This window comes from Thioclava sp. GXIMD2076 (genome assembly GCF_037949795.1).
GTDB lineage: Bacteria > Pseudomonadota > Alphaproteobacteria > Rhodobacterales > Rhodobacteraceae > Thioclava > Thioclava kandeliae.
Genome location: NZ_CP149932.1, coordinates 2,081,889 through 2,106,602 on the forward strand (window position 1 = coordinate 2,081,889; position 24,714 = coordinate 2,106,602).

The window sequence follows — 24,714 nt, forward strand, 5'->3', positions numbered from 1 at the left end:
CATGAGAGGCGGATTACAGGAATGAAAGTGACTTCCGTTGATTTGGAAGGGGCATCTTCGGTCGAGGCGCTGGAGATGGCCGGAGCGATGTATCGCGATGTGGCCGAGGAGCTGGCCGTAGCGATGGAGGGGTTGCGGCAGGGGGAGCTTGCCGAGGCCAAGACAGCACGGGCCGCCGTGCGCGATCTGCGCGCGGCGTTGCAACTTTTGCTTGAGGAAAGGAATCGCGTTGAGAAACTCCGCAGAGAGGCTGCCGGGGTCGTCGAAGGACAGCACCTCGACTTTGATGCAGCCAGAACTGAGATCGGGCGCCGCTTGGCTTGCCTCCGCGACGCCGCGGGACGTTGATGCGTTTCTGGACGGGCTGGATGAGAATTCTCTTCTGGCCCTGCCGTGGTTGTTCGAGTTCTGGGCCCTGCCACACCAGTTGCCACCGATGGGCGACTGGAAGAGCTGGGTGATCATGGGGGGGCGCGGTGCGGGGAAAACCCGCGCCGGTGCCGAATGGGTGCGCTCGCAGGTTGAATCCTCGACGCCGCTCGATGCGGGCAAAGCCTCGCGGGTGGCATTGGTGGGGGAGACCTATGATCAGGTGCGCGATGTGATGGTGCTGGGCGATAGCGGCATCATCGCCTGCTCGCCGCCCGACCGGCGCCCGACATGGGAGGCCTCGCGGCGCAGGCTGGTCTGGCCCAATGGTGCGGTGGCGATGGCCTTTTCGGCGCATGATCCGGAGGCGCTGCGGGGGCCGCAATTCGATGCGGCCTGGGTGGATGAACTGGCCAAGTGGAAGCGCGCCGAGGAGACATGGGACATGCTGCAATTCTCCCTGCGTCTGGGGCGGCATCCGCAGCAGGTGGTTACCACGACGCCGCGCGATGTAGCGGTGTTGCGGGCGATCATGAAGAACCCCTCGACCGTGGTGACCCATGCGCCGACCGAGGCCAATCGCGCCTATTTGGCCGAGAGCTTTCTGGCCGAGGTGCAGGCGCGCTATGCCGGCACGCGGCTCGGGCGTCAGGAGCTGGAGGGTGTTTTGCTGGAGGACATGGAAGGGGCGCTCTGGTCGACGAGGATGCTCGAGGCGTTACGGGTGGACAAGGTGCCTGATCTCGACCGGATCGTGGTCGCGCTCGATCCGGCGGTGACGGGTGGGGCTGGATCGGATGAATGCGGGATCATCGTTGCGGGCGCTGTCACCCGCGGTCCGCCGCAGGACTGGCGTGCCTATGTGCTGGCCGATCTGAGTATTGGCGGCAAGCCCACCGACTGGGCGAAGGCCGCGATTGCCGCAATGGAGCGGTTCGGGGCCGAGCGGCTCGTGGCGGAGGTCAATCAGGGCGGCGATCTGATCGAGGGTGTTTTGCGGCAGGTCGATCCGATGGTCCCGTTTCGTGCATTGCGGGCAGGCCGCGGCAAGGGGCTGCGGGCGGAGCCGGTCGCGGCTTTGTATGAGCAGGGCCGTGTCTATCATGCGCGTTCGGCGACGCTCGGCAAGCTCGAGGACCAGATGTGCCAGATGACGGTGCAGGGCTATCAGGCCAAGGGCTCGCCTGACCGGCTGGATGCGCTGGTCTGGGCGCTGACGGAGGTGATGATCGAACCTGCCGCGCATTGGCGCAGGCCACAGGTGAGACGGTTGTGATGCGAGAAGGGGTCGGGGTTCCGGCCCCTTTGCTTTTGGCCCGCGATTGCGGGTGGAGAAGGACATGAGGAGATCTGCATGGGGCTGAATATCTTTCGGAAAACCGCGACATCCGCACAAGGTGCCGCGCCCGAGACGAAGGCGGTGCGCGGGCGCCCTGTCTCCCTGTCGGGATCGGCGGGACGGGTGGTCTGGAGCCCGCGCGACAGCACATCGATGACGCGGCAGGGTTTTGTCGGAAATCCCATCGGGTTTCGCTGTGTGAAACTGATTGCCGAGGCAGCAAGCGCCCTGCCGCTGATCTGTCAGGACAGGGAGCGCCGCTACGAGACCCATCCGGTGATCGATCTGCTGCGCCGCCCGAACGGGGCACAGGGACAGGCCGAGTTTCTCGAAGCGCTCTTCGGGCAGATGCTGCTGACGGGTGATACCTATGTCGAGGCGGTGGGTGAGGGCATTGATGTGCCGATGGAGCTGCATGTGCTGCGCGCCGACCGGATGAGCGTGGTGCCGGGGGCGGATGGCTGGCCTGTGGCTTATGATTATACGGTCGGCGGTCGCAAGCACCGGTTCGATCTCACGGGCCATCCCGATCCGATCTGCCATATCCGCACCTTCCATCCGCAGGATGACCATTACGGGCTCTCGCCGATGCAGGCGGCGGCGGTGGCGGTGGATGTCCATAATAGCGCGAGCCACTGGTCGAAGGCGCTTCTGGACAATGCCGCGCGGCCCTCGGGGGCGATCATCTACAAGGGCGCGGATGGTCAGGGGGTGCTGAGCCCCGATCAGTATGACCGGCTGACATTTGAGCTGGAGACGCATCATCAGGGCGCGCGCAATGCGGGGCGTCCGATGCTTCTGGAGGGTGGGCTCGACTGGAAGCCGATGGGGTTCTCCCCCTCGGATATGGAGTTCCACGAGACCAAGATCGCTGCCGCACGCGAGATTGCCGTGGCCTTCGGGGTGCCGCCAATGCTTCTGGGCATTCCGGGGGATGCGACCTATGCCAATTATGCCGAGGCCAATCGGGCCTTCTTCCGGCTGACCGTGCTGCCTCTGGCCACGCGGGTGACGGCGGCTCTGGCATGGTGGCTCTCGGGGTTTCTGGGCGCACGGATCGAGCTGCGCCCCGATCTCGATCAGGTGCCGGCGCTGGCTTCGGAGCGCGACGCGCAATGGACGCGTGTGGGTGAGGCGACCTTCCTGACCGATAGCGAGAAACGGGTTCTGTTGGGCCTGCCGCCGATGCCGGAGGAGTAAGCCATGCCGACAGGAGGCTCGCGCTATCTGAAGGAGCCGTTCGATCTGCATGAGGAACGGTTCAACGCGACGGAGAAGATCATGGAGCTGCAATTCGATCAGGTCGAACGCCGGTTGCAGCGCATCGAAGCAATGATCGAGGGGCTCGAGCGGCGGCTGTGGATGGCGGTCTATGGCGTGGTCGCCGTGGTGCTGTCGCAGGCGGTCTACGGGCTTCTGGATATGGTGCCGCAATAGGAGGGCCGGATGGAGCAAAGGATCATGGGGTTGGAGTTCAAATCGCTGATGGGCGAGGCGCCCGCGCGGCTACGGATAAGCGAGGGTCGGATCGAGGGCTATGCCAGCCTCTACGGCCTGCCCGATCAGGGCGGCGATGTCGTCAGCCCCGGCGCCTATACCGATTGTCTTGCGCGGCTCGCGCAGGAGGGGCGCCGTGTGGCAATGCTCTGGCAGCATGACCAGACCCAGCCGATCGGTGTCTGGGAAGAGATCTTCGAGGATGGCACGGGCCTCTTTGTGCGCGGCTATCTTCTGGAGGATGTGGCTCGTGCGCGTGAGGCGCGCGCGCTTCTGGAGGCGGGGGCGATGGACGGGCTGTCCATCGGCTATCGCGTGGTGCGCGCGCATCGTGATGCGCAGGGCCAGCGCATACTCACAGAACTCGATCTTTGGGAAGTGTCGCTGGTGACCTTCCCGATGTTGAAGGAGGCGCGGGTCGCCGCCAAGGCCATGCCCCTCGGGGCGGAGCTTTCACATCTGGCACGGGCGCTGCGTGCGGCCGCGTCGCAACTGGCGGGACACTGACCCCGCGCTTTCGATCTTCGTGAAAAATTGAGGAGAGACAATGACCCCCGACAAAAACGTCTTTGGGGAGCGGACAGCCATGTCCGACGGGGCCCCGATCGTGGCCGAGGTGCACTCGGCCCTTAACGAATTCGTCAAGGAAGCAAAGGGCTTCCAGAACGAAATGACTTCACGCATTCAAAAACAGGAAGAGCGTCTGACCATGTTGCAAACGAAATCCACCACTCTCCGTCCGGCCCTGTCACATGCAGCGCAAGAGACCGCCCCCCATCAGAAGGCGTTTGATGCCTATCTGCGCTCGGGTGATGATGACGGGCTGCGCGGTCTGGTCATCGAGACCAAGGGCCTGAACACCGCTGTGGCGGCCGAGGGCGGCTATTTGGTTGATCCGCAGACAAGCGAGACCATCCGCTCGATCCTGCGCTCGACCGCCTCGATCCGGATGATCGCCAATGTGGTGCAGGTCGAGGCCACGAGTTTCGACGTGCTGGTCGATCATGGTGAGATGGGCTCGGGCTGGGCGTCGGAGACCGCGAACCTTACCGAGACGACCACGCCGCAGATCGACCGGATCTCGATCCCGCTCTACGAGCTCTCGGCCATGCCCAAGGCCAGCCAGCGCCTGCTCGACGATGCGGCGTTCGATATCGAGGGCTGGCTTGCGGGCCGGATCGCTGACCGGTTCGCCCGCGCGGAGGCTGCGGCCTTCGTGAATGGCGACGGGGCGGACAAGCCCAAGGGTTTCCTTGCGCATCCGGCGATCGCCAATGACGACTGGGCCTGGGGGAGCCTTGGCTATATTGCGACCGGCGTGGTGGGCGATTTCTCGGCAACGGCTGCGGCGGATGCGGTGGTCGATCTGGTCTATGCGCTCGAGGCGGAATACCGCGCCAATGGCAGCTTCGTGATGAATTCGAAGACCGCAGGCGCTGTGCGCAAGATGAAGGATGCCGATGGGCGCTTCCTGTGGTCCGACGGTCTGGCGGCGGGCGAGCCTGCGCGTCTGATGGGCTATCCGGTGCTGATCGCCGAGGATATGCCCGATATCGCGGCGGATGCCTATGCGATTGCCTTCGGGGATTTCAATCAGGGCTATACCATCGCCGAGCGCCCCGATCTGCGCGTGCTGCGTGATCCCTTCTCGGCCAAACCGCATGTGCTGTTCTACGCCTCCAAGCGTGTGGGCGGCGATGTCAGCGATTTCGCGGCCATCAAGCTTCTGAAATTTGCGGTTTCCTGAGGCGCATAGGCGGCGCTGAGGCGGCGCTTTCCCGATCCGGATTTCGGTCCGGGTAAGGGCAGGCGCGGTGTTCTGCCGTCCGCCTAGCTGCTCCCTCCGTCCGAGCGGATGGTGGAATGCGGCGTCTGTCCGAGATGGCGCCCGCGCGGATGCGGGCGTCATCCACCAGATTTCCGGAGGTGCTTTGATGTTGACTGAAGTTGCGCCGGTCGCCAGCGACCGGCTTCCCATTACGGAGTTGCGCGATCATCTGCGGCTGGGGCGCGGGTTTTCCGATGTAGGTGCCGAGGATGTGGCGCTCGAGGCCTATTTGCGCGCGGCGATCGCATTGATCGAGCAGCGGATCTCCAAGGCTTTGTTGTCGCGCGCTTTCCTGTTCCATCTGCGCCATTGGGCCAATCCCGAGGCGCAGCCTTTGCCTTTGGCACCGCTTTCCTCGGTCACGCAGGTGGCCTTGCGCGGGGTGGATGACGGGCTGACGGTGCTGGAGGAAGCGTCCTACCGGCTGATGCCCGATGGCGTGCGTCCGGTGCTTCTGGCGCTGGGGGCGGCGTTTCCGCAGGTCGAGCATGGCGGGATGATCGAGATCACCGTCGAGGCGGGCTTCGGCGTGTCATGGGCCGAGGTGCCGCCCGATCTGCGTCAGGCGGTGATGCTGCTTGCGGCGCATTATTTCGAGCATCGCCACGAGAGCGAGCAGAGCGGAGCCTTGCCCTTTGGTATCAGCAGCTTGATCGAGCCATGGCGCGTGGTGCGCCTCTTTGGCGGGAAGGGGCGCAGGTCATGAGCGTGCCGAACCTGTCTACCTGTCTGGTGCTGGAAGAGCCCCGGAGCGTGCCCGATGGTGCGGGTGGTCTGATCGAGACATGGGTCGAGCTGGGCGAGATCTGGGCCGCGCTCGATTTCGGCACGGGCACCGAACGGGCCGACCAGTTGCGCGTGATCGCCGCCGTTTCGGTCAGCATTACGGTGCGTTCGGCCCTCCCAACCTCGCCGCGCAGGCCGGTGGCCAATCAGCGCTTCCGGTTGGGGGCCAGAGTGTTCCGTATTCTGGCGGTTGCGGATGACCAGCCGGGCTATCTGCGCTGCTTCAGCCGCGAGGAGGTCGTGACATGAGCTATCTTATGGCGTCCTCGTTGCAGATGGCCCTTTATCAGGCGCTGGCGACCGATGAGCTGGTGGCGCAGCTGAGCGGTGGCGTGATCTATGATGCACAGCCTGTGGGCGTGGCAGAGGGCACCTATGTGAGCCTCGGCCCGGAGGATGTGCTCGATATCTCGGATCGGAGCGGGGCCATTGCGCGCCATGATTTCATCGTTTCGGTCGTGACCGATGCGGCAGGATTTCAGGCCGCGAAGCGTCTGGCGGAGGCGGTGACAGCCTGTCTGACCGGCACCGGCCTGACACTGGAGACAGGGCGTGTTTCGGGGCTGTGGTTCCGCAAGGCCAAGGCGCGGCGCGTCGGCACCAATGCCACCCGCCGGATCGATCTGACCTTCCGCGCCCATCTGGCATCCGAGTGACCTCATCGGCTCTTTGCAGGGCCCTTCATACATTTCTAGGAGTGAAAAATGGCAGTTCAGAACGGGAAAGACCTTCTGGTGAAACTCGATCTCAGCGGAGACGGGCAGTTCCAGACCATCGCGGGCCTGCGCGCCACGCGGATCAGCTTCAACGCGGAAACGGTCGATGTGACATCGCTTGAAAGCGAGGGGCGCTGGCGTGAACTCTTGGGCGGAGCGGGCGTGCGCTCGGCTGCGATTTCGGGGTCGGGCGTGTTCCGCGATGCCGATACCGATGCGCGGGCGCGGCAGATTTTCTTCGACGGCGAGATTCCCGAATTTCAGGTGATTATCCCGAGTTTCGGGATCGTGCAGGGGCCGTTCCTGATCTCGTCGATCGAATATGCCGGTGCGCATGATGGCGAGGCGACCTACGAGATGGCGATGGCCTCGGCGGGGGCGTTGAGCTTTGTCGAGCTGAGCGATGAATGACATGGCAAATCCTTGGGCCGGTGAGGTCGAGATCACGCTCGACGGAGTGCCGCATGTGGCCAAGCTGACGCTTGGGGTATTGGCGGAACTCGAGGCGCAGATGGGCGCCGAGACGATGCTCGATCTGGTGACGCGGTTCGAGGCGGGCCGCTTCTCGAGCCGCGATGTGCTGGCGCTTGTGGTGGCGGGATTGCGCGGCGGCGGCTGGCGGGGCCGTGCCGAGGATCTGCGTGCGGTCGAGATCGGGTCGGGGCCGGTGGAAGCCGCCCAGCTGGCCGCGCGGCTACTTGCGCGTGCCTTCGGCAGCCCCGAAGACCAAAGCGCATGACAGACAGGCAGCTGGATTGGCCGGGGCTGATGCGGGCAGGGATCAAGGGGCTCGGTTTGCGCCCGCAGGAGTTCTGGGCCCTGACGCCGGCAGAACTGGCTTTGATGCTGGGGGATGTGCCGAGCATGCGCCCGTTGACGCGGTCGCGGCTCGAGGAGCTGGCACGCGCCTTCCCCGACCACAGGCCGGATAAAGGAGAGACCAATGGATGAGACGGATTTCGATGCGCTGAGCGAGAGCGCCGAGACGCTCGAGACGGTGCTGGGCAATGTCGGCAGCCTGACTGGCGTCTTTACGAGCGAGCTGACCGGACTGCGCGAGAGTATGGGCCTGACGACCCGCGAGATGGGGACGCTGTCGCGGAAATTCTCCACGAGCATCAGTAGCGCTTTCGAGGATGTGATCCTTGATGGCGCGAGCCTGTCGAGCGCGTTGCGCTCGGTCGCGGAGAGCATGTCGGATGCGGTCTATTCGGCGGCCGTCAAACCGGTGAGCGACACGCTGGGCAGCACTCTGGCGAGCGGCGTGGCCAATCTGGCGGGCGGGCTGATGCCCTTTGCCAATGGCGGGGCGTTTTCCTCGGGCAAGGTGCGGGCTTTCGCCAAGGGCGGGGTTGTGTCCGAGACGACGGGGTTTGCCATGCGGGGCGGCTTGGGGCTGATGGGCGAGGCGGGGCCGGAGGCGATCATGCCGCTGACCCGCGGGGCCGATGGCCGGCTTGGCGTACAGGCGCAGGGCGGGCGGGCGGTGAATGTCACGATGAATGTGACCACTCCCGACGTGTCGGGCTTCAGCCGCTCGCGTGCGCAGATGGCCGCACAGATGAGCCGCGCGCTCTCGCGCGGATCGAGAACGATGTGAGCCGTTTCGAGGCAGTTTACGGAGGATAGCATGGCCTTTCACGAGATCCGCTTTCCCGCCAGTCTGAGCTTTGGCTCGGTCGGCGGGCCGGAGCGTCGCACCGAGATCGTTACCCTTGCCAGCGGCTATGAGGAGCGCAATTCACCTTGGGCGCATTCTCGGCGCCATTATGATGCGGGCGTCGGGCTGCGCTCGCTTGATGATGTCGAGGCGTTGCTCGCATTTTTCGAGGCACGCGCGGGACAGTTGCACGGGTTCCGCTGGAAGGATTGGGCGGATTACCGGTCGGCGCCTGCAAGCCGCGCGCTGAGCTACGAGGATCAGCTGATCGGTCTGGGCGATGGCGCGACCACGACATTCCCGCTGGCCAAGACCTATCGCTCGGGCGAGATCACTTATTCCCGCCCGATCACCAAACCTGTCGGCGGGACTGTTATGGTGGGCGTGCAGGGCGGCTATCAATCCGAAAGTATCGACTGGTCGGTGGATAGTGCAACTGGCGTGGTCACGTTTGCCCAACCGCCTGCCAAGGGCGCGCGGGTGACGGCGGGGTTCGAGTTCGATGTGCCGGTCCGGTTCGACACCGACCGTATCCAGGTCTCGGTGCAGTCTTTCCAGGCGGGCGAGGTGCCGCAGGTGCCGGTGGTGGAGGTGCGGCTATGAGCTATTCCACCGCGTTCCAGTCCCATCTGGAGACCAAGGCCACCACCATCGCGCGCGCATGGGCGCTGACCCGCCGTGACGGGGTGGAGCTGGGCTTTACCGACCATGACCGGCCACTGACATTTGGCGGTCTCACCTTTCAGCCCGAGACGGGGATGGAGGCCAGTGCACTTGCGCAAACCTCGGGGCTTTCGGTCGATAACTTCGATGTCGTTGCGGCGCTGCGCTCCGATGCGATCGCCGAGGCCGATATCCGCGCGGGCCGGTTTGACGGGGCCGAGCTACGCAGCTGGCTCGTCAACTGGGCCGAGCCTGCCGAGAACGCGCTGATCTTTCGTGGCCATCTGGGCGAACTGACGCGAAGCGAGGGCGCGTTTCAGGCTGAACTGCGAGGGCTGTCGGACCGGTTGAACAACCAGATCGGGCGTGTCTACCATCCGGCTTGCGCGGCGGTGCTGGGCGATGCCCAGTGCCGGTTTGATACCGCCCAGATCGGGTATGTCGTCGAGACCACGGTCGAGATCTGCGAGGAAGCCACGAGGTTTACATGGGCGTCACTTGCCGGGTTCGAGGATCGCTGGTTCGAGCGCGGAGTGTTGAGCGTCTTGGACGGCGCAGCGCAGGGGCTCTCCGGCGCCGTCAAGTTCGATAGGTTCGCGGCTGATGGATCGCGTGTGGTAGAGTTGTGGCAATCGCTGCGCGCCGAGGTCGCGCGCGGCGATACCGTGCGCATCACTGCAGGCTGCGACCGGCGCGCCGAGACCTGCCGTTTGAAATTCAATAATTTCGTTAATTTTCGAGGCTTCCCGCATATCCCGGGTGACGACTGGCTGGTGTCCTATCCCGTTACAGGAGGCAATTACGATGGCGGGAGCCTTTTCAAATGACGGAGCGCGAAGAGGTGGTCCTGCTTGCGCGCAGCTGGATCGGCACACCTTACCGCCATCAGGGTTCCTGTTCGCAGGCGGGCGCCGATTGTCTGGGGCTCATCCGCGGGATCTGGCGCAGCCTCTATGGATCCGAGCCCGAAGCGCCCGGTTCCTATAGTGCCGATTGGGCCGAAACCGGTCACGACGAGGCACTTTGGCAGGCGGCGCTGCGTCATCTGGTGCCCCTTGGACCGGACGAGCCCTTTCGCGCGGGACAGGTTCTGTTGTTTCGCATGAGGCCACGGGCGGTGGCCAAACATGTGGGGCTGCTTTCGGCGCGGGCGCCGTTGCGGTTCATCCATGCCTATAGCGGGCACGGGGTCGTGGAAAACACGCTCTCGTCGCCCTGGCGCGCCCGGCTGGTGGCGCGTTTCGACTTTCCGGATGTGAGGTAGATCATGGCGACGATCCTTTTGGGCGCGGCGGGGGCCGCGATTGGCGGCGGTTTTGGCGGCACGGTGCTGGGGCTTTCGGGGGCGGTGATCGGCCGTGCGGTTGGTGCCACTCTGGGGCGGGCCATCGACCAGCGGCTTCTGGGAACCGGATCGCAGAGCGTCGAGACAGGCAAGGTAAGCCAGTTCCGGCTGTCCTCCGCCGGTGAAGGGACGCCGGTGCCGATGCTCTGGGGCGGTATGCGGGTGGCAGGTCAGGTGATCTGGGCCACGCGCTTCCGCGAGAGCGCCTCCACGCAGAAAAGCGGCAAGGCCACCGGATCGAGCGTGAAGACCACAAGTTACAGCTATTCGGTCAGTCTTGCGCTGGCGCTTTGCGAGGGGCAGATCCTGCGGGTGGGCCGTATCTGGGCCGACGGCCAGATCCTCGATATGGCGGGGATCGATTGTCGCGTCTATCCCGGGTCCGAGGATCAGGAGCCCGATCCGAAAATCGAAGCCGTCGAGGGCGAGGGGCTGGCGCCGGCCTATCGGGGCATCGCCTATGTGGTGTTCGAGGATCTGGCGCTTGCGCAATTCGGCAACCGTGTGCCGCAGTTGACTTTCGAGGTGTTCCGCGCTGCCGATCCGGATCTCGAGGACGAGCCCGAGGGCTACGAGAGCTGCGTGGAAGGGGTCGCGCTGATCCCCGGAACGGGGGAATATTCGCTGGCCACGACCCCCGTTTACTTTGCGGGCGAGGATGGTGGCTCGAGCAAGGTGATGAACCTCAATGCCTCCGGTGGCCAGACCGATTTCTCGACGGCGCTCGGGGCGCTGAACGGCGATCTGCCTGCCTGTCAGGCGGTGTCTCTGGTGGTGTCATGGTTTGGCGATGATCTGCGCGCGGGACATTGCGGGATCCGCCCCCGGGTGAACGAACTGACCGGTGAGGGCAAGAACATGCCTTGGTCGGTGTCGGGGATCGGGCGGGAGACCGCGGGCAAAGTGGCTTTTACTACAGACGGCGATCTCTATGGCGGAACGCCGACCGACCAGTCGGTGATCGAGGCCATTCAGTCGCTTCGGGCGTCGGGAAAATTCGTGACATTCTATCCCTTCATCCTGATGGAGCAGATCGCGGGGAACGCGCTACCCAACCCTTGGGCGCCCGACGAAGAGCAACCGGCCTTGCCTTGGCGGGGCCGGATCACGACAGAGCTGGCACCGGGGCTCGTGGGGACGACCGACCGGACCGCAGCGGCGGCCGATGAGGTCGCGGTATTTTTCGGGCAGGCCGCGTCCGATGACTTTCCTTCGACGGATGACGGTATCGGCTATAGCGGGCCTGCGGAATGGTCGATGCGGCGGTTCATCCTGCATTATGCCCATCTTTGTGCCAAGGCCGGTGGCGTGGATGCGTTCTGCGTGGGCACCGAGATGTGCGCCCTGACCCAGATCCGTGATGGCGAGGATGGCTTTCCGGCGGTGGAAGCATTGCGGGTTCTGGCAGGAGAATTGCGCGAGATCCTCGGCGCGACCTGCAAGATCGGCTATGCGGCGGACTGGTCGGAATATTTCGGTTACAGCTCGCATGAGGGCAACCGCTATTTCCATCTCGATCCGCTCTGGAGCGATGCGGCGATCGACTTCGTGGGGATCGATAACTATCTGCCACTGTCTGACTGGCGCGAGGGAGAGGAGCATGCCGATGCGGCATGGCCCGCGATCCATGATCTGGCCTATCTGCAAAGCAATATCGAAGGCGGCGAGTATTACGACTGGTATTATGCCACCGATACGCACCGCGATTTGCAGATCCGCACACCGATTACCGATGGCGAGGGCGAGCCGTGGATCTGGCGGGCGAAAGATTTTCGGGGCTGGTGGGAGAACCGCCATTACGCGCGGATCAATGGAGTGCGGGCGACCGCACCGACCGCGTGGCTGCCGCAGATGAAACCGATCTGGTTTACCGAATTTGGCTGTGCGGCGATTGATAAGGGCACGAACCAGCCCAACAAGTTCCTCGATCCCAAAAGTTCGGAATCCATGCTGCCCTATTATTCAAACGGGCGGCGCGACGAGTTGATCCAGATGCAATATCTGCGGGCGATGACGGATTGGTGGCAGACTGCGCTGCACAATCCCGTCTCGGCGGTCTATGGCGGACCGATGATCGATATGACGAAGGCCCATATCTGGTGCTGGGATGCGCGGCCCTGGCCCGAGTTTCCGGCCCGCGATGATCTTTGGACCGATGCGGCCAATTACGGTCGCGGGCATTGGCTGTCGGGACGGGCGACGGCCCAGCCGCTGTCGCGTGTGGTGGCCGAGATTTGTCAGGCGGGCGGGCTTGCGGCCATTGATGTCTCGGGGCTGCGAGGCGCGGTGCGTGGATATATCGCACAATCCGGCGAGTCACCGCGCGCAATGCTACAAAGCCTGATGCTGGCATACGGGTTCGATGCGATCGAACGCGACGGGCTGCTGCGGTTTGTCATGCGCAGCGGGCAGGTGGACCGGGTTCTGGAGGAGGCGAATTGGGCGCTTGGTGACGATGACAGCTCAGTAACGCAGACCCGTGCGGCCGAGGCGGAAATGTCGGGGCGCGTGCGTCTGGGTTATGTCGAGGCGGAGGGCGAATATACCGCGCGCGTCGTCGAGGCGATATCAGCGCTATCCCAGGACCATGGCACCAATAGTTCGAGTGAGGTGGATGTCGCCCTCCACCGACCGCAAGCGGTGGCGATTGTGGAGCGCTGGCTGGCAGAGGCGCAGATGGCGCGCGATGTAATCCGCTTCACGTTGCCGCCCTCCCTGACGGGGATCGGAGCGGGAGATGTCGTGGCAATCGAGGGCGCCCGTTACCGTATTGACCGTGTGGATCTGGCAGGAGCGGCAACAATGGAAGCAGTTCGTATCGAGGCGGGGCTTTATGAGCCGTCCGATGCCGCCGAAGCCTCCGTTTCTGTGACGCGGTTCTATGCGCCCGTTCCGGTGACCGCCCAGTTCATGGATCTGCCATTACTGACCGGTGAGGAGGTGCCCTACGCTCCCCATCTGGCTGTCACCGCCAGCCCATGGCCCGGAACGGTGGCCGTTTATGACGCATCAAGCGATTCCGATTACCAACTTAATTCCACGCTCAGCAATCGTGCGAGCATTGGCCAGACGTTGGGAGGTCTGACATCGGCGCGCGCAGGGCTGTGGGATCGCGGACCGAGCCTCAGGATCAAGCTCGTATCGGGAGAGTTGCAATCTGTGAGCGAGGCGCAGGTGCTGGCCGGCGCCAATGTGATGGCGATCGGGGATGGCAGCAGCGGTAATTGGGAGATTTTCCAGTTCGCCACCGCCAATCTCGTTGCCGAGAACACCTATGATCTGAGCCTTCGGTTGCGTGGACAGCTTGGCAGCGACGCGCTCATGCCTGATCTCTGGCCGGAAGGCTCGGTGGTCGTGGCGCTGGACGGGCAGGTGGACCAGATTACCCTCGCCCAGAGCCAGCGTAATATCGCGCGCCACTACCGTATGGGCTCCGCACGGCGCAGCTACGACGATCCAAGCTATCTGCATCTGATCGAAAGCTTCAGGGGCAACGGATTGCGCCCCTATGCGCCCGCCCATTTGCGTATCGAGGCGCAGGGGGGCGGCTGGATGGCCAGCTGGATCCGGCGGACGCGGATCAATGGGGATGCGTGGCTTGAACAGGAGGTGCCGCTCGGCGAGACACAGGAGCGCTATCGGGTGAGGATTTTGGGGGAGAATGACGCTGTTCTGCGCGAGGCGGAGACAGCTGGAGCGACTTGGAGCTATACGGAGGCACAGTGTGCGGCGGATCTTGCGGTCTCACCGAAGCTGGTGCTGGAGGTGGCGCAGCTGAGTGATCTTTACGGAGCGGGGCTTGCCGCACGCTTGCAGCTCGCGGGCTGATAACGGGGCTGAAAAAGGCGTTATGGACTTTTTTCTGTTTTGCACTTGGTTTATGCGTGAGGCGCCTCCATCTGGTAATATGCCGGACGCACGCGGGTGGAGGCGCGGGCGCATTCGCTATGCAAAGGAGATCCCATGGCCGAGCTTCAAGCCAGAATCACCGCTGTCGACCCTGTCTGGGAACGGATCTGCACCGAAGCACGGGCTGCGGTGCAGAACGAGCCCCTGCTCGGATCGCTCATCCATGCCGGGCTTTTGCATCATCCGACCTTCGAGCGGGCGCTGTCTTTCCGGTTCTCGCTGAAGCTTGCCTCCAACGAGATGAGCGAGCAGATCCTGCGCGAGATCGCCGATGAGGCCTATGCTCAGGCTCCGTATCTGATTGCGGCGGCGCGCGCCGATCTTGTGGCCGTCTATGAGCGAGATGCGGCCTGCCACCGGCTGATGCAACCCCTGCTGTTCTTCAAGGGCTATCAGGCATTGCAATCTTACCGGATCGCGCATTGGCTCTGGTCGCAGGGGCGTCCGGATATGGCCTATTATGTCCAGATGCGCACCTCCGAGATGTTCGGCGTGGATATCCATCCGGCGGCGCGGATCGGGCAGGGCGTGATGATCGACCACGCGCATTCCATCGTGATCGGCGAGACCGCCGTCGTGGGCGACAATGTCTCGATGCTGCATTCGGTCACGCTGGGCGGGACCGGTAAGGAAGAGGAAGACCGCCATCCCAAGATCGGCAATGGTGTCCTGATCGGTGCGGGCGCGAAAGTGCTCGGCAATATCCGCGTCGGGGACAATTCTCGCATTGCCGCAGGGTCGGTGGTGCTCGACGAGGTTCCGCCCTGCAAGACCGTGGCAGGTGTGCCGGCGCGCATCGTGGGAGATGCGGGCTGCAGCCAGCCCTCGGTCTCGATGGACCATCTTCTGGACAAACAGCCCGGCGCGTAATGTGCAGCTGTGGCATTCTGTGCCGGTTAAAGCAGCATTCTGTGCGAATTGCCTCCATAAATATGACGATGCTTATAAATTCACGGTTGTGCTTTAGCTTCCGTTAACCATTTGTCCTTCATGTTTTCCTAGGACCTTTGCAACCCTAGGAGGATGTGATGGATGGTGATCTGAGTAAACTCGTCGAACTGAACCGCAAGCCTATGCATCTGTCCGGGATGCTGTTGGGGCTTCGTGCATTGGAAGAAGCTTATGGCAGCCTCGAGCAGCATATGCTGCGCGATGACGGGGCCGCAATAACCCAAGCGCTCACGCATGGCGCGCGGCTGGCGCGCAATAACCGTGCGGAGGCTGACCGCAGCTTGATCGATTGCCTGAGTGAATTGCGGAGCTGTCTGGACTATTATGGGCGCTATGTGCAGGGGCGTGTGAGTATCGACCGGCTCCCGCGCTATATGCCTGGAAGTGAGGCGGCCGAATTTCTGGATCCGCTTCTGGTGAAAGCGGCGCCGATCCTCGTGATGACCGATTTTCAGGGGATACGGATGCAGGTCACGGCCCCTGATGGCAAGGTGATCTTTCTCTTTTATAAAGCCATTCAGGCCGTGCATGCGGATCTCTTCCATGTGCATCGTAATCTCGCCGATGCCTCGCGCCTGACACGACCACAGAAAGGCGTCTTGGTCGCGCCGGCTTTTGATGACAAGCTTCTGGAACAGGCCCACCTTATCCCGCATCTGGTATTGAGAAGCAGCCGTCCAGGAGAAACGCTATGCCGGTCCATGTCAGTGGCCATCTGATTTGCAAGAATAATAACGAGGCCGAGCTCGTCAGACTTTATCTTCCCCAGCATCGGGCTTTGACACAGGCAGAACCCGGTTGTCTTCTTTTCGAGGTCGAGGAAACCGATGACCCTCTGATCTGGCGCGTGAGCGAGAGTTTCATGGACCAGAAGGCGCTCGAAGCGCATCAAGCACGGTTGCTCCATTCGATCTGGGGCGAAAAGACCAGGAATATTGCCCGCGAGTATGATGTCATCCGGACCTGATCCGGCGTATTCGATGGGCGGACATACGGAAAACCCCACCTATCCATTTGGGATAGGTGGGGTTTTGTGCGTTTAGCGCTCCGGCAGAAGGCCTCTCGGGGCGAAGCGTAAGACCACAAGCAGGACAAGCCCCATAGCCAGATACCGCATCTGCGCCGCTGACTCGAGAAGATGGTCCTTCAATGCGCCAGGCTCCATTCCCGAGGTCAGGAGTTGAAGCAGCTCCGGCCCCCAGGCTTCCGCCTTGATCCAGAGATACCAGACTAGGATCCCCCCCAGCACGGCGCCCCAGTTGTTCCCGGAGCCGCCGAGGATCACCATCACCATGATGAGGAAGGTGAAGCGCAGCGGGTTGTAGGTGGCGGGCGTCAGCTGGCCATCGAGCGTCACCATCATCGCACCGGCAAAGCCGCAGATCGCCGAGCCGATGATGAAAATCTGCAGATGGCGTTTGGTTACGTTCTTGCCCATCGCGCTGGCGGCGACCTCGTTCTCGCGGATGGCGCGCATCATGCGCCCCCAAGGGGAATGGAGCGCGAGCTGTGTGCCAGCGACAAAGATGATCAGCACCACTGCGAAGAGTGCGAGATAGAGGAGCTTGACGAAAATCGTCGAGGCCAAAACCGGATCCATCCCGAAATCTGCCGCCCGTGCAACGAAATCAGCCGAGGCCTGCAAGTCGATCTCCCGCGGGATGAAGAAGGGACGCGGGATACCGTTCACATTCATCACGCCTCGGTCGAGCCAGTTTTCGTTTTTCAGGACAGCGACGATGATCTCGGCGATCCCAAGGGTCGCGATGGCCAGATAGTCCGAGCGCAGCCCCAGCGCAGCCTTTCCGATGGCCCAGGCGGCGATGGCGGCCAGAAGCGCGCCTACAGGCCATGCCATAAGCACCGGCAGTCCGAGCCCGCCCAGATAGCCCTGTGCCGAAGGGTTGATCGCCTCGACCGCGCGGACGGCGGGATCGAATATGGCGCGGAACACGAAGAAGCCTACGATTAGAACGATGATTGTCGCAAGCCCCCGCACGCCTTTGCGAAGCTGCTTCCAGGTCTGGACCGAGAGGGCCAGAACGGCCACGGCGATGGCCAGCGCCAGCAGCACTCGCCAGCCGCCTGCGCCCATCGCGCCTTGGGTGGCGGGCATCGAGATCAGCACAGGTGCAAGCCCGCCCAAGGCGATGAAGCCCATGGTTCCGGCATTGAACAGCCCCGCATAGCCCCATTGCAGGTTCAGCCCGAGCGCCATGATCGCGCTGATCACCCCCATATTCAGGATGACGAGTGCCGCGTTCCAGCCCGAGGTGGCGGCTTCGATGCCGAACAGGACGAGAAGCGCCACAAACAGGAGGGGTGTGCGGAGCGCGCCGCCGGCTGCGCTCTCTGCTTGACGAGAACTCATATCGATTTCCCCTTGAATAGGCCGGTCGGGCGGAAGATCAGCACCGCGATCAGGATGGTGAAACTGACGGCGAATTTATAATCCGTCGAGAGGAGTTGCAGCAGGCCGCTCGGTTCCCAGCCGGGGATCAGGTATGTGGCGACCTTCTTCCACGCATAGGTCACGCCGATCTCGGAGAAGGCGATGATATAGCCGCCGACGATCGCCCCCATCGGATTACCGATGCCGCCAAGAATGGTGGCCGCGAAAATAGGGAGAAGGAGCTGGAAGTAGTTGAACGCCTTGAAGGATTTATCAAGCCCGTAGAGCGTGCCCGCAATCGTGGCCAGCGCTGCGGTGATGATCCATGTGATCATGACGACGCGCTTGGGGTCAATGCCCGACAGAAGCGCCAGATCCTCGTTATCGGAGAAGGCCCGCATGGATTTACCGGCGCGGGTGCGGTTGAGGAACCAAAACAGTGCCACCATGACGATGAGAGCCGTCACGAAGGTGATCACCGAGCTTGCGCGGACGGCCAGAGGCTCGGCAAGCCCCGTGAGATCCTTGAACTGGCGGGCCGAGATCAGGAACCTCTCGCCGTCGGCAAAGCGGATCTCGTCCACACCGGAGACGGCGTCCTTGGCCCCGAGCACGGGCACCGACAGGACCGAGATCATGATCCGCGTCAGCGCGTTCATGACGAACATCACACCGACGGAGACCATCACCATCACGACCGGCGTCGCACGGATCTTGCGGTAATGGGCATAGACGACGCGGTCCGTGGCCAGCGCCAGAGCTGCGGTCACGATGATCCCGATCGGCAGGGCCAGAAGGGCGGTCGGCAGCGGCCCGAGACCGATTCCGCCATCCTGCAACAACCATGTGACGAGAATGGTGACACCGGTCCCGAAGGCCATCATGTCACCATGGGCGAAATTCGAGAAGCGTAGGATCGAGTAGACAAGCGTCACCCCGAGCGCGCCGAGCGCCAGTTGCGAGCCATAGGACAGCGCAGGTATGATGACGTAATTCGCAAGCGCGATAAATGCGTTGAGGGCTTCCATTAAACCGGTTCCTCACAAGTTCCGTGCAATGTCTCGGCGGGCAGGCCCATGCCGGACACGTGATAGGTGGCCGCCGTATCGGGGGCGACCTTGTCGCGCGCCTCGATTGTGATGGTGGCCTCGAGATCCATGACGCCGATGGGCGCGACGGTGATCCGGTCCTCGCTGCGCGAAATGCGGGCCGTGACCGGCTGCGGGAAGCGCTGGGTATCGAGCCATTCGAACCCCTCACCGCCGTCTTGGCGGATAGTGATCTGGAGGTCGTCGAATGTGCAGATCAGCACCGTATCGTGGCGTCCTTCGGCCTGTGCTGCGCCGGCGCTCAGGGCCAAACCGAGAGCAATAAGTCGTTTCATCGCTCAGCCCCCCAAGAAGGTGCGGCGGACCTCGGGATCTGCCAGAAGTGCCGGGCCGGTATCGGTATAGGCATTGGCACCTTGCACCAGGACATAGCCGATATCGGCGATTTCAAGGGCTTGGCGGGCATTCTGCTCGACCATCAGGATCGAGATACCCGTGCGGGCCACATCGATGATGCGGTCGAACAGCTCGTCCATCACGATGGGGCTGACGCCCGCCGTGGGCTCATCGAGCATCAGGAGCTTGGGCTTTGTCATCAGCGCGCGGCCCACGGCCACCTGCTGGCGTTGTCCGCCCGACAACTCGCCCGCATTCTGGCGGCGTTTTTCGCGCAGGATCGGGAAAAGATCATAGATCTGTTCGATGGTCTGGCGGAAATCATCGCGGCGGGTAAAGGCCCCCATCTCGAGATTTTCCTCGACACTCATCGTCGGGAAGACGTTATTGACCTGCGGCACGAATCCCATACCACGGCCTACGCGGTCTTGCGGGGTGAGGCTGGTGATATCGTCGCCATCAAGCGTGACAGTGCCGCCACGCAGGGGCAGCATGCCAAAGACCGCCTTCATCGCGGTCGATTTTCCGGCCCCATTGGGGCCCACGATCACGGCGATCTGGCCTTTCTCGACGTTCAGTGTGCAGCCATGCAGAATATCTGCCTTGCCATAGCCGCCGGTCATCTCGGATGCAGAGAGAAAGCTCATTGTGCCTCCGTGGCCGCAGCCGCTTTGTTCTTCAGGCCGGTGCCCAGATAGGCCTCGATGACCGCCTCGTTTTGCATGATCGTATCGGGCGCACCGGTGGCCAGCATTTTGCCCTCAGCCATTACGATCACCGGATCACAGAGCCGACCGATGAAATCCATATCATGCTCGATGACGCAGAAGGTGTAGCCGCGTTCTTTATTGAGGCGCACAATGGCATCTCCGATCGTGTTGAGAAGGGTGCGGTTTACACCGGCGCCCACCTCGTCGAGGAAGACGATCTTGGCATCGACCATCATCGTGCGACCAAGTTCGAGCAATTTCTTCTGCCCGCCCGAGAGGTTGCCGGCCTTCTCATCTGCCACGTGGCTGATCGTCAGGAAGTCGAGCACTTCATCAGCACGGCGGCGCAGCTCGGCTTCTTCTTCTCGGATACGCTTGCGCTGGAAGAGTGCCGAGAAAAGGGTCTCGCCGCTCTGGTCCGCGGGCACCATCATGAGGTTCTCGCGCACGGTGAGCGACGGGAATTCATGTGCAATCTGAAATGTCCGCAGCAAGCCCTTGTGGAACAATGCATCGGGCGAGAGACCAGTAATCTCTTGCCCGTCCAGGAAGACCTGCCCGGATGTTGGCTTATGAACACCGGCGATCACATTGAACAGTGTGGATTTTCCGGCACCATTAGGCCCGATCAGGCCGGTGATCGACCCTTTCGCAATCTCGAGCGACACGCCATCGACAGCATGGAAACCGCCGAAGCTTTTCTTCAGGTTTTCAACCCTTATCATTTTTTATCCCGTTTGTTGCTCGCACCGGACCTATTTCCCCTGATCCGGGTGCGACGGAAAACAGCCCGGAATCCTGCTCCGGGCTGTTCGTTGGATGTCGGCAGGCTTAGCGGTATTTGACCGTCTCGATTTTGCCGTCCTTGATTTCGACCTCGCGGAAAGTGCCCGCAGATTCGCCGCCGTTGATGAAGTTCACCGAGGAGGCACCATCATAATCGATGGCCTTGCCTTCGGCGATCAGATCAAGCGCGTGACCCAGCTGGCCGGGAAGGATCTTCTCGCCCGGACCATTGGCGATGCCCATGATCTTTTCTTTATAGATGCTCGGATCGGTCGATTTCGCTTCGGCCATAGCCAGCATGATTAGAGCTGCCGCATCGTAGGATTCGCCGGAATAGACCTGATTGCCGTCAAAGCCCGCAGCCGTGGCCATCTCGAGGAACTTGTCCTTGCCCTCGCCTTCCGAGGACGGGATCTGGCCGAAGGAGTCATCAAGCTCGTCGCCGAAATTCTGTTCGAGTGCGGAGGCCACCATCCCATCGGGGAGCACGAATGTGTCGAAGGCACCTGCATCCAGTGCGCCGCGAAGGATACCCGATCCGCCCTGATCGACATAGCCGGCCACGACAAGTGCATCGCCACCAGCCGAGGCAAGCGCGCCGACTTCGGCAGAATAATCGCCTTTGCCATCCTCATGTGCTGCCGAAATGGTGACGGTGCCGCCTTTCTCCTCGAAGGCCTTCTGGAAGCTATCGGCCAGACCTTTGCCATAGTCATTGTTGGTATAGGTCAGCGCGACGGATTTGATGTCATGCTCGAGAATGATGTCGGCCATGACATCGCCCTGCCGTGCATCGGACGGCGCGGTGCGGAAGAACAGCCCGTCATCATCCATGGTGGAGAGCGCAGGCGAGGTGGCCGAGGGCGAGATCATGACGATTCCGTTGGCCATCGCGACGTTTTGCAGCACGGCGGTGGTTGCGCCCGAGCACATCGCCCCGAAGATCCCCTTCACGCCCTCGGCGGTGATCAGGCGTTCGGCGGCAGAGGTGGCCGCGCCGGCATCGATACAGGTCGAATCGCCGCGCACCGGTGTAACGGTCGAGCCATCCATGAATTTTCCGCTATCGCTGACTTCCTTCATCGCCAGCTCGGCCCCCGAGGCCATGCCGGGCGCGAGCGATTCAAGCGGGCCGGTGAAGCCGAGAAGGACGCCGATTTTGACGTCATCGGCAAGCGCGGCGGTGCCGGTCATGGCGATTGCCGTCGATACCAGAAGAAGGTTGCGCATTAGAGTTCTCCCCTGAACGTGTTCTAATTTGATCATCAGGTTAAAAGGGAAGTCTGCCGAAGGGAAGCGCGAGTTTTGGCCTTTATGGGTGAATATTCACATCTTTAAATGGTTGCATTAAAAACGGGCAAATGACATCGGGCTGGCTTTTATTAAACAGAAAAAAACTTTAAATATTAGTGCTCTAAAGGTCGATATTTATCTTATTTCTCATCTTCCGGTTCGGCATCGAATTCCCAGTCCATATCGATGGGCAGTTCCTCGACCATTGCCATTTCTTCGTCGGGCATCGCCTCCAGCGGGGCGCCACCGGAGGCACCGCGTTCGCGGTACGGCGTAGTCTGGTAATGGGCACGGTAGCATTTCGAGAAATGCGAGGGCGAGGCGAACCCGCAGGCCAGCGCCACATTGATCACAGACATTTCGGTCTGCATCAGGAGCGCACGGGCCTTCTGTAGCCGCAACTCCATATAGTAACGCTTCGGGCTCCGGTCGAGATACCGGCGGAACAGGCGTTCCAGCTGCCGCGTGGACATGCCGACTTCAGTGGCCAGTTTGGCAGGCGAGATCGGCTCCTCGATATTCGCTTCCATCCGCCCGATCACCTGCGCAAGCTTGGGATGACGGACCCCGATGCGCGTTGGAATGGAGAGCCGCTGACTGTCTTTTTCCGTTCGGATAGAAGTATATATCAGCTGATCTGCAACCGTGTTGGCAAGTGCCTCGCCATGATCGCGCGCCACGATCCGCAGCATGAGATCGAGCGCCGCAGTCCCGCCGGCCGAACTCATCCGGTTGCCATCGATCACATAAACGGACTTGGCCAGGTCTACCTCGTCGAATTCCTCGATGAAGGCGTCGTGGTTTTCCCAGTGGATGGTGGCGCGGCGTTCATCAAGGAGGCCCGCTTCGGCCAGCGCCCACGCGCCGGTGCAGAGCCCGCCGACGACGCCGCCCTTGCGTGCCTCGCGCCGGAGCCAGCTGATCACCGGTTTCGTGGTGGCCTCGATCACATCGATCCCGCCACAGACGATGATGGTATCCTCGCGCTGCAATTCGGTCAGTCCCATATGGACATTGATCTCGACGCGGCTCGAGCTTTGCACCGTCGTGCCGCTCTCGGAGGCAAGCACCCATTCATAGAGCGGCTGGCCGGAGATCTGGTTTGCCAGACGCAGCGGCTCGAGCGCGCTGGTGAATGCCATGAGCGTAAAACGGTCAAGCAACAGAAAAACCACCCGCTTCGCGCGGATTTGCACAGGAAGGCGCTGGGAGCCATAGGAGGGGGCGGGCCGGGCCGTAAGTCTTTTCGGGGTGGTTTTGCGCATCTCACACACATCAATCTTTGATGGCCTCCGACCCAATCACCGATAGCCGGAGGCCGCAAGAGAAAGCTCGGTGTTAGCGCGTAGCAAATCGGCAGCAAGGTGCCGTTTTTGTTATCACAGCCTAAACTTTGTGCAGCAGGATAAAATCTGTTTGTTGTTAGCGCTGTCCGGCCTATAAAGCGGCCCTGAATTACGACGCCTGAATGGAGGAACTGATGGCTCAGAGTTGGAAAAAGTCGGACTGGCGCGCGAAACCGCGGGTGCAGATGCCCGACTATCCCGACGCCGCGGCGTTAAACGCTGTCGAACAGTCACTGTCGCGGATGCCTCCTCTGGTTTTTGCGGGCGAGGCACGTCGTCTGCGTGACGAGTTGGCACGGGCCTCGCGTGGCGAGGCCTTCCTGCTGCAGGGCGGGGATTGCGCGGAAAGTTTTGCCGAATTCGGCGCAGACAATATCCGTGACACATTCAAGGTCATGTTGCAGATGGCCATCGTCCTGACTTGGGGGGCGAAGGTTCCGGTGGTCAAGGTCGGGCGTATGGCTGGCCAGTTTGCCAAGCCGCGTTCTGCCCCAACCGAGACGCTCGACGGGGTCGAACTGCCGAGCTATCGCGGCGATATCATCAACGGGTTCGATTTCACCGAGGCCGCACGCGTGCCCGATCCGAACCGGATGCTTCAGGCCTATACGCAAGCGGCCGCCTCGCTTAACCTTTTGCGGGCTTTCTCGACCGGTGGTTATGCCGATATCCATCGTGTGCATGGCTGGATCACCAGCTTCACCGATGAGGAAAAAGCCGCGAAATACCGCGTTCTGGCTGACCGGATCACCGAGGCGATGGATTTCATGGCCGCCGCTGGCGTGACCTCCGAAACCGCGCCCGAGCTGAAAGCGGTCGATTTCTACACCTCGCACGAGGCGCTGCTGCTGGAATATGAAGAAGCCTTGTGCCGGACCGATACCACGACCGGCCTGCCGGTGGCGGGCTCGGGTCATATGATCTGGATCGGCGACCGCACCCGTCAGCCGGATGGCGCACATGTTGCCTTCTGTCAGGGGGTCCAGAACCCGATCGGGCTGAAATGCGGTCCCTCGACCACGGTCGAAGATCTCAAGGTGCTGATGGCCAAACTTAACCCGCATAACGAGGCCGGTCGTCTCACGCTGATCGCGCGTTTTGGCGCGGGCAAGGTGGGCGAGCATCTGCCGCGTCTCGTGCGTGCGGTGCAAGAAGAGGGCGCCAATGTGCTCTGGTCCTGTGACCCGATGCACGGCAATACCATCAAATCGGCGAGTGGCTACAAGACACGTCCGTTTGAATCGGTGCTGCAGGAGGTGCGCGAGTTCTTTGCCGTTCATAATGCGGAGGGCACGATCCCGGGCGGTGTGCATTTCGAGATGACCGGCAAGGATGTGACCGAATGCACCGGCGGTTTGCGCGCGGTGTCGGACGAGGATCTGTCGAGCCGCTACCATACCGCCTGCGATCCGCGTCTCAACGCGAACCAAGCGCTGGAGCTGGCCTTCCTTGTGGCGGAAGAGCTGCAGAACCGCCGCAGCCAGCAACGCGCCGTCAGCAATCTCTGATTGTTGTTTGCGCCGTATATCGAGACCGGGAAGGGGGGCTCTGGCCCCCTTTTCCATGCGCCGTGCAAAACCGCTGGCCCCAAATGGTCGAAGCCCCTCCGCATTCTGCGTCAGGGCTTCGCTTCATTCTGAAGATATCTGAGTGACCAGGCGCTTTAGCGAGACCGCAAG

28 protein-coding genes are annotated in these 24,714 nt (G+C 62.3%); 21 read left to right on the plus strand and 7 right to left on the minus strand.

Translation table 11 applies throughout. The annotated features are described in order from the left end of the window. Window positions 1–21: 21 nt before the first annotated feature. From WDB91_RS10240 to WDB91_RS10335, 20 genes are all read left to right on the plus strand, one after another. Window positions 22–348 (plus strand): hypothetical protein, encoded by a 327-nt coding sequence (locus WDB91_RS10240; RefSeq protein ID WP_339112462.1) that lies wholly within the window; start codon window positions 22–24, stop codon window positions 346–348. Further along, a complete protein-coding gene (locus WDB91_RS10245) occupies window positions 287–1,645 on the plus strand; it encodes a terminase family protein (protein ID WP_339112463.1) in 1,359 nt (452 codons plus the stop codon). Before WDB91_RS10240 ends, WDB91_RS10245 begins: the two co-directional genes overlap by 62 nt. 78 nt (window positions 1,646–1,723) lie before the next feature. Then, window positions 1,724–2,908 (plus strand): phage portal protein, encoded by a 1,185-nt coding sequence (locus WDB91_RS10250; RefSeq protein ID WP_339112464.1) that lies wholly within the window; start codon window positions 1,724–1,726, stop codon window positions 2,906–2,908. A 3-nt stretch (window positions 2,909–2,911) separates the two neighbouring features. Further along, on the plus strand, window positions 2,912–3,145 hold the full coding sequence (locus tag WDB91_RS10255) for a hypothetical protein (RefSeq protein WP_339112465.1): 234 nt from the start codon (window positions 2,912–2,914) through the stop codon (window positions 3,143–3,145). Window positions 3,146–3,154: 9 nt separating this feature from the next. After that, window positions 3,155–3,712 carry an HK97 family phage prohead protease gene (locus tag WDB91_RS10260; RefSeq protein ID WP_339112466.1) on the plus strand — a complete coding sequence of 186 codons (558 nt, stop codon included), beginning with the start codon at window positions 3,155–3,157 and terminating at the stop codon, window positions 3,710–3,712. Between the two features lie 40 nt (window positions 3,713–3,752). After that, window positions 3,753–4,952 (plus strand): phage major capsid protein, encoded by a 1,200-nt coding sequence (locus WDB91_RS10265; RefSeq protein WP_339112467.1) that lies wholly within the window; start codon window positions 3,753–3,755, stop codon window positions 4,950–4,952. Window positions 4,953–5,139: 187 nt separating this feature from the next. Next, window positions 5,140–5,739: a head-tail connector protein gene (locus tag WDB91_RS10270; protein WP_339112468.1), complete on the plus strand. Its 600-nt coding sequence runs from the start codon at window positions 5,140–5,142 to the stop codon at window positions 5,737–5,739. Beyond that, window positions 5,736–6,068 carry a head-tail adaptor protein gene (locus WDB91_RS10275; protein ID WP_339112469.1) on the plus strand — a complete coding sequence of 111 codons (333 nt, stop codon included), beginning with the start codon at window positions 5,736–5,738 and terminating at the stop codon, window positions 6,066–6,068. The genes WDB91_RS10270 and WDB91_RS10275 overlap by 4 nt, the downstream gene beginning before the upstream one ends. Next, window positions 6,065–6,475, plus strand: coding sequence for a DUF3168 domain-containing protein (locus tag WDB91_RS10280; RefSeq protein ID WP_339112470.1), 411 nt, complete (start codon window positions 6,065–6,067; stop codon window positions 6,473–6,475). Before WDB91_RS10275 ends, WDB91_RS10280 begins: the two co-directional genes overlap by 4 nt. Before the next feature lie 48 nt (window positions 6,476–6,523). After that, window positions 6,524–6,946: a phage major tail protein, TP901-1 family gene (locus tag WDB91_RS10285; protein WP_339112471.1), complete on the plus strand. Its 423-nt coding sequence runs from the start codon at window positions 6,524–6,526 to the stop codon at window positions 6,944–6,946. 1 nt (window position 6,947) lies between these two features. Then, window positions 6,948–7,274, plus strand: a complete 327-nt coding sequence (locus WDB91_RS10290; protein ID WP_339112472.1) for a gene transfer agent family protein — start codon at window positions 6,948–6,950, stop codon at window positions 7,272–7,274. Next, a complete protein-coding gene (locus WDB91_RS10295; protein ID WP_339112473.1) occupies window positions 7,271–7,486 on the plus strand; it encodes a rcc01693 family protein in 216 nt (71 codons plus the stop codon). The genes WDB91_RS10290 and WDB91_RS10295 overlap by 4 nt, the downstream gene beginning before the upstream one ends. Continuing rightward, the gene (locus tag WDB91_RS10300; RefSeq protein WP_339112474.1) at window positions 7,479–8,135 is read left to right on the plus strand and encodes a phage tail tape measure protein; all 657 of its coding nucleotides are present in this window, start codon (window positions 7,479–7,481) and stop codon (window positions 8,133–8,135) included. Before WDB91_RS10295 ends, WDB91_RS10300 begins: the two co-directional genes overlap by 8 nt. A 30-nt stretch (window positions 8,136–8,165) precedes the next feature. Beyond that, window positions 8,166–8,798 carry a DUF2460 domain-containing protein gene (locus WDB91_RS10305; RefSeq protein WP_339112475.1) on the plus strand — a complete coding sequence of 211 codons (633 nt, stop codon included), beginning with the start codon at window positions 8,166–8,168 and terminating at the stop codon, window positions 8,796–8,798. Next, the gene (locus tag WDB91_RS10310; protein WP_339112476.1) at window positions 8,795–9,685 is read left to right on the plus strand and encodes a DUF2163 domain-containing protein; all 891 of its coding nucleotides are present in this window, start codon (window positions 8,795–8,797) and stop codon (window positions 9,683–9,685) included. Before WDB91_RS10305 ends, WDB91_RS10310 begins: the two co-directional genes overlap by 4 nt. Beyond that, a complete protein-coding gene (locus WDB91_RS10315; protein ID WP_339112477.1) occupies window positions 9,682–10,122 on the plus strand; it encodes an NlpC/P60 family protein in 441 nt (146 codons plus the stop codon). The genes WDB91_RS10310 and WDB91_RS10315 overlap by 4 nt, the downstream gene beginning before the upstream one ends. A 3-nt stretch (window positions 10,123–10,125) precedes the next feature. Further along, window positions 10,126–14,031, plus strand: coding sequence for a glycoside hydrolase TIM-barrel-like domain-containing protein (locus WDB91_RS10320; protein WP_339112478.1), 3,906 nt, complete (start codon window positions 10,126–10,128; stop codon window positions 14,029–14,031). Between the two features lie 135 nt (window positions 14,032–14,166). Further along, a complete protein-coding gene (cysE, locus tag WDB91_RS10325) occupies window positions 14,167–14,982 on the plus strand; it encodes a serine O-acetyltransferase (protein WP_339112479.1) in 816 nt (271 codons plus the stop codon). A 158-nt stretch (window positions 14,983–15,140) separates the two neighbouring features. Beyond that, window positions 15,141–15,782: a hypothetical protein gene (locus WDB91_RS10330; protein ID WP_339112480.1), complete on the plus strand. Its 642-nt coding sequence runs from the start codon at window positions 15,141–15,143 to the stop codon at window positions 15,780–15,782. Then, window positions 15,755–16,030, plus strand: a complete 276-nt coding sequence (locus WDB91_RS10335; RefSeq protein ID WP_339112481.1) for an antibiotic biosynthesis monooxygenase — start codon at window positions 15,755–15,757, stop codon at window positions 16,028–16,030. Before WDB91_RS10330 ends, WDB91_RS10335 begins: the two co-directional genes overlap by 28 nt. Before the next feature lie 72 nt (window positions 16,031–16,102). On the opposite strand, the gene WDB91_RS10340 is transcribed toward WDB91_RS10335, so the two are convergent. The 7 genes from WDB91_RS10340 to WDB91_RS10370 form a co-directional block, all read right to left on the minus strand. Beyond that, window positions 16,103–17,434 (minus strand): branched-chain amino acid ABC transporter permease, encoded by a 1,332-nt coding sequence (locus WDB91_RS10340; RefSeq protein ID WP_339112482.1) that lies wholly within the window; start codon window positions 17,432–17,434, stop codon window positions 16,103–16,105. Further along, entirely contained in the window at window positions 17,431–18,483 is a 1,053-nt protein-coding gene (locus WDB91_RS10345) for a branched-chain amino acid ABC transporter permease (RefSeq protein ID WP_339112483.1), read from the minus strand. The genes WDB91_RS10340 and WDB91_RS10345 overlap by 4 nt, the downstream gene beginning before the upstream one ends. Beyond that, the gene (locus WDB91_RS10350; protein WP_339112484.1) at window positions 18,483–18,839 is read right to left on the minus strand and encodes a hypothetical protein; all 357 of its coding nucleotides are present in this window, start codon (window positions 18,837–18,839) and stop codon (window positions 18,483–18,485) included. Before WDB91_RS10350 ends, WDB91_RS10345 begins: the two co-directional genes overlap by 1 nt. A gap of 3 nt (window positions 18,840–18,842) precedes the next feature. Continuing rightward, entirely contained in the window at window positions 18,843–19,547 is a 705-nt protein-coding gene (locus WDB91_RS10355; RefSeq protein WP_339112485.1) for an ABC transporter ATP-binding protein, read from the minus strand. Next, window positions 19,544–20,335, minus strand: coding sequence for an ABC transporter ATP-binding protein (locus WDB91_RS10360; RefSeq protein WP_339112486.1), 792 nt, complete (start codon window positions 20,333–20,335; stop codon window positions 19,544–19,546). The genes WDB91_RS10355 and WDB91_RS10360 overlap by 4 nt, the downstream gene beginning before the upstream one ends. 106 nt (window positions 20,336–20,441) lie before the next feature. After that, window positions 20,442–21,626 carry an ABC transporter substrate-binding protein gene (locus WDB91_RS10365; protein ID WP_339112487.1) on the minus strand — a complete coding sequence of 395 codons (1,185 nt, stop codon included), beginning with the start codon at window positions 21,624–21,626 and terminating at the stop codon, window positions 20,442–20,444. Window positions 21,627–21,829: 203 nt separating this feature from the next. Next, window positions 21,830–22,831, minus strand: a complete 1,002-nt coding sequence (locus tag WDB91_RS10370; protein ID WP_339112488.1) for a GlxA family transcriptional regulator — start codon at window positions 22,829–22,831, stop codon at window positions 21,830–21,832. A gap of 338 nt (window positions 22,832–23,169) precedes the next feature. Here WDB91_RS10370 and WDB91_RS10375 point away from each other — a divergent pair, with 338 nt between their 5' ends. Continuing rightward, window positions 23,170–24,543 (plus strand): 3-deoxy-7-phosphoheptulonate synthase class II, encoded by a 1,374-nt coding sequence (locus WDB91_RS10375; RefSeq protein ID WP_339112489.1) that lies wholly within the window; start codon window positions 23,170–23,172, stop codon window positions 24,541–24,543. Window positions 24,544–24,714: the final 171 nt, after the last annotated feature.

Bases quoted from the DNA above. Each gene is read 5' to 3' on its own strand.
- WDB91_RS10285 (WP_339112471.1), top strand. From the start codon at position 6,524: ATGGCAGTTCAGAACGGGAAAGACCTTCTGGTGAAACTCGATCTCAGC.
- WDB91_RS10270 (WP_339112468.1), top strand. From the start codon at position 5,140: ATGTTGACTGAAGTTGCGCCGGTCGCCAGCGACCGGCTTCCCATTACG.
- WDB91_RS10295 (WP_339112473.1), top strand. From the start codon at position 7,271: ATGACAGACAGGCAGCTGGATTGGCCGGGGCTGATGCGGGCAGGGATC.
- WDB91_RS10315 (WP_339112477.1), top strand. From the start codon at position 9,682: ATGACGGAGCGCGAAGAGGTGGTCCTGCTTGCGCGCAGCTGGATCGGC.
- WDB91_RS10320 (WP_339112478.1), top strand. From the start codon at position 10,126: ATGGCGACGATCCTTTTGGGCGCGGCGGGGGCCGCGATTGGCGGCGGT.
- WDB91_RS10280 (WP_339112470.1), top strand. From the start codon at position 6,065: ATGAGCTATCTTATGGCGTCCTCGTTGCAGATGGCCCTTTATCAGGCG.
- WDB91_RS10300 (WP_339112474.1), top strand. From the start codon at position 7,479: ATGGATGAGACGGATTTCGATGCGCTGAGCGAGAGCGCCGAGACGCTC.
- WDB91_RS10265 (WP_339112467.1), top strand. From the start codon at position 3,753: ATGACCCCCGACAAAAACGTCTTTGGGGAGCGGACAGCCATGTCCGAC.
- WDB91_RS10260 (WP_339112466.1), top strand. From the start codon at position 3,155: ATGGAGCAAAGGATCATGGGGTTGGAGTTCAAATCGCTGATGGGCGAG.
- WDB91_RS10275 (WP_339112469.1), top strand. From the start codon at position 5,736: ATGAGCGTGCCGAACCTGTCTACCTGTCTGGTGCTGGAAGAGCCCCGG.
- WDB91_RS10360 (WP_339112486.1), bottom strand. From the start codon at position 20,335: ATGATAAGGGTTGAAAACCTGAAGAAAAGCTTCGGCGGTTTCCATGCT.
- WDB91_RS10290 (WP_339112472.1), top strand. From the start codon at position 6,948: ATGGCAAATCCTTGGGCCGGTGAGGTCGAGATCACGCTCGACGGAGTG.
- WDB91_RS10305 (WP_339112475.1), top strand. From the start codon at position 8,166: ATGGCCTTTCACGAGATCCGCTTTCCCGCCAGTCTGAGCTTTGGCTCG.
- WDB91_RS10345 (WP_339112483.1), bottom strand. From the start codon at position 18,483: ATGGAAGCCCTCAACGCATTTATCGCGCTTGCGAATTACGTCATCATA.
- cysE (WP_339112479.1), top strand. From the start codon at position 14,167: ATGGCCGAGCTTCAAGCCAGAATCACCGCTGTCGACCCTGTCTGGGAA.
- WDB91_RS10240 (WP_339112462.1), top strand. From the start codon at position 22: ATGAAAGTGACTTCCGTTGATTTGGAAGGGGCATCTTCGGTCGAGGCG.
- WDB91_RS10310 (WP_339112476.1), top strand. From the start codon at position 8,795: ATGAGCTATTCCACCGCGTTCCAGTCCCATCTGGAGACCAAGGCCACC.
- WDB91_RS10365 (WP_339112487.1), bottom strand. From the start codon at position 21,626: ATGCGCAACCTTCTTCTGGTATCGACGGCAATCGCCATGACCGGCACC.
- WDB91_RS10245 (WP_339112463.1), top strand. From the start codon at position 287: ATGCAGCCAGAACTGAGATCGGGCGCCGCTTGGCTTGCCTCCGCGACG.
- WDB91_RS10335 (WP_339112481.1), top strand. From the start codon at position 15,755: ATGCCGGTCCATGTCAGTGGCCATCTGATTTGCAAGAATAATAACGAG.
- WDB91_RS10370 (WP_339112488.1), bottom strand. From the start codon at position 22,831: ATGGCATTCACCAGCGCGCTCGAGCCGCTGCGTCTGGCAAACCAGATC.
- WDB91_RS10355 (WP_339112485.1), bottom strand. From the start codon at position 19,547: ATGAGCTTTCTCTCTGCATCCGAGATGACCGGCGGCTATGGCAAGGCA.
- WDB91_RS10255 (WP_339112465.1), top strand. From the start codon at position 2,912: ATGCCGACAGGAGGCTCGCGCTATCTGAAGGAGCCGTTCGATCTGCAT.
- WDB91_RS10375 (WP_339112489.1), top strand. From the start codon at position 23,170: ATGGCTCAGAGTTGGAAAAAGTCGGACTGGCGCGCGAAACCGCGGGTG.
- WDB91_RS10350 (WP_339112484.1), bottom strand. From the start codon at position 18,839: ATGAAACGACTTATTGCTCTCGGTTTGGCCCTGAGCGCCGGCGCAGCA.
- WDB91_RS10250 (WP_339112464.1), top strand. From the start codon at position 1,724: ATGGGGCTGAATATCTTTCGGAAAACCGCGACATCCGCACAAGGTGCC.
- WDB91_RS10330 (WP_339112480.1), top strand. From the start codon at position 15,141: ATGGATGGTGATCTGAGTAAACTCGTCGAACTGAACCGCAAGCCTATG.
- WDB91_RS10340 (WP_339112482.1), bottom strand. From the start codon at position 17,434: ATGAGTTCTCGTCAAGCAGAGAGCGCAGCCGGCGGCGCGCTCCGCACA.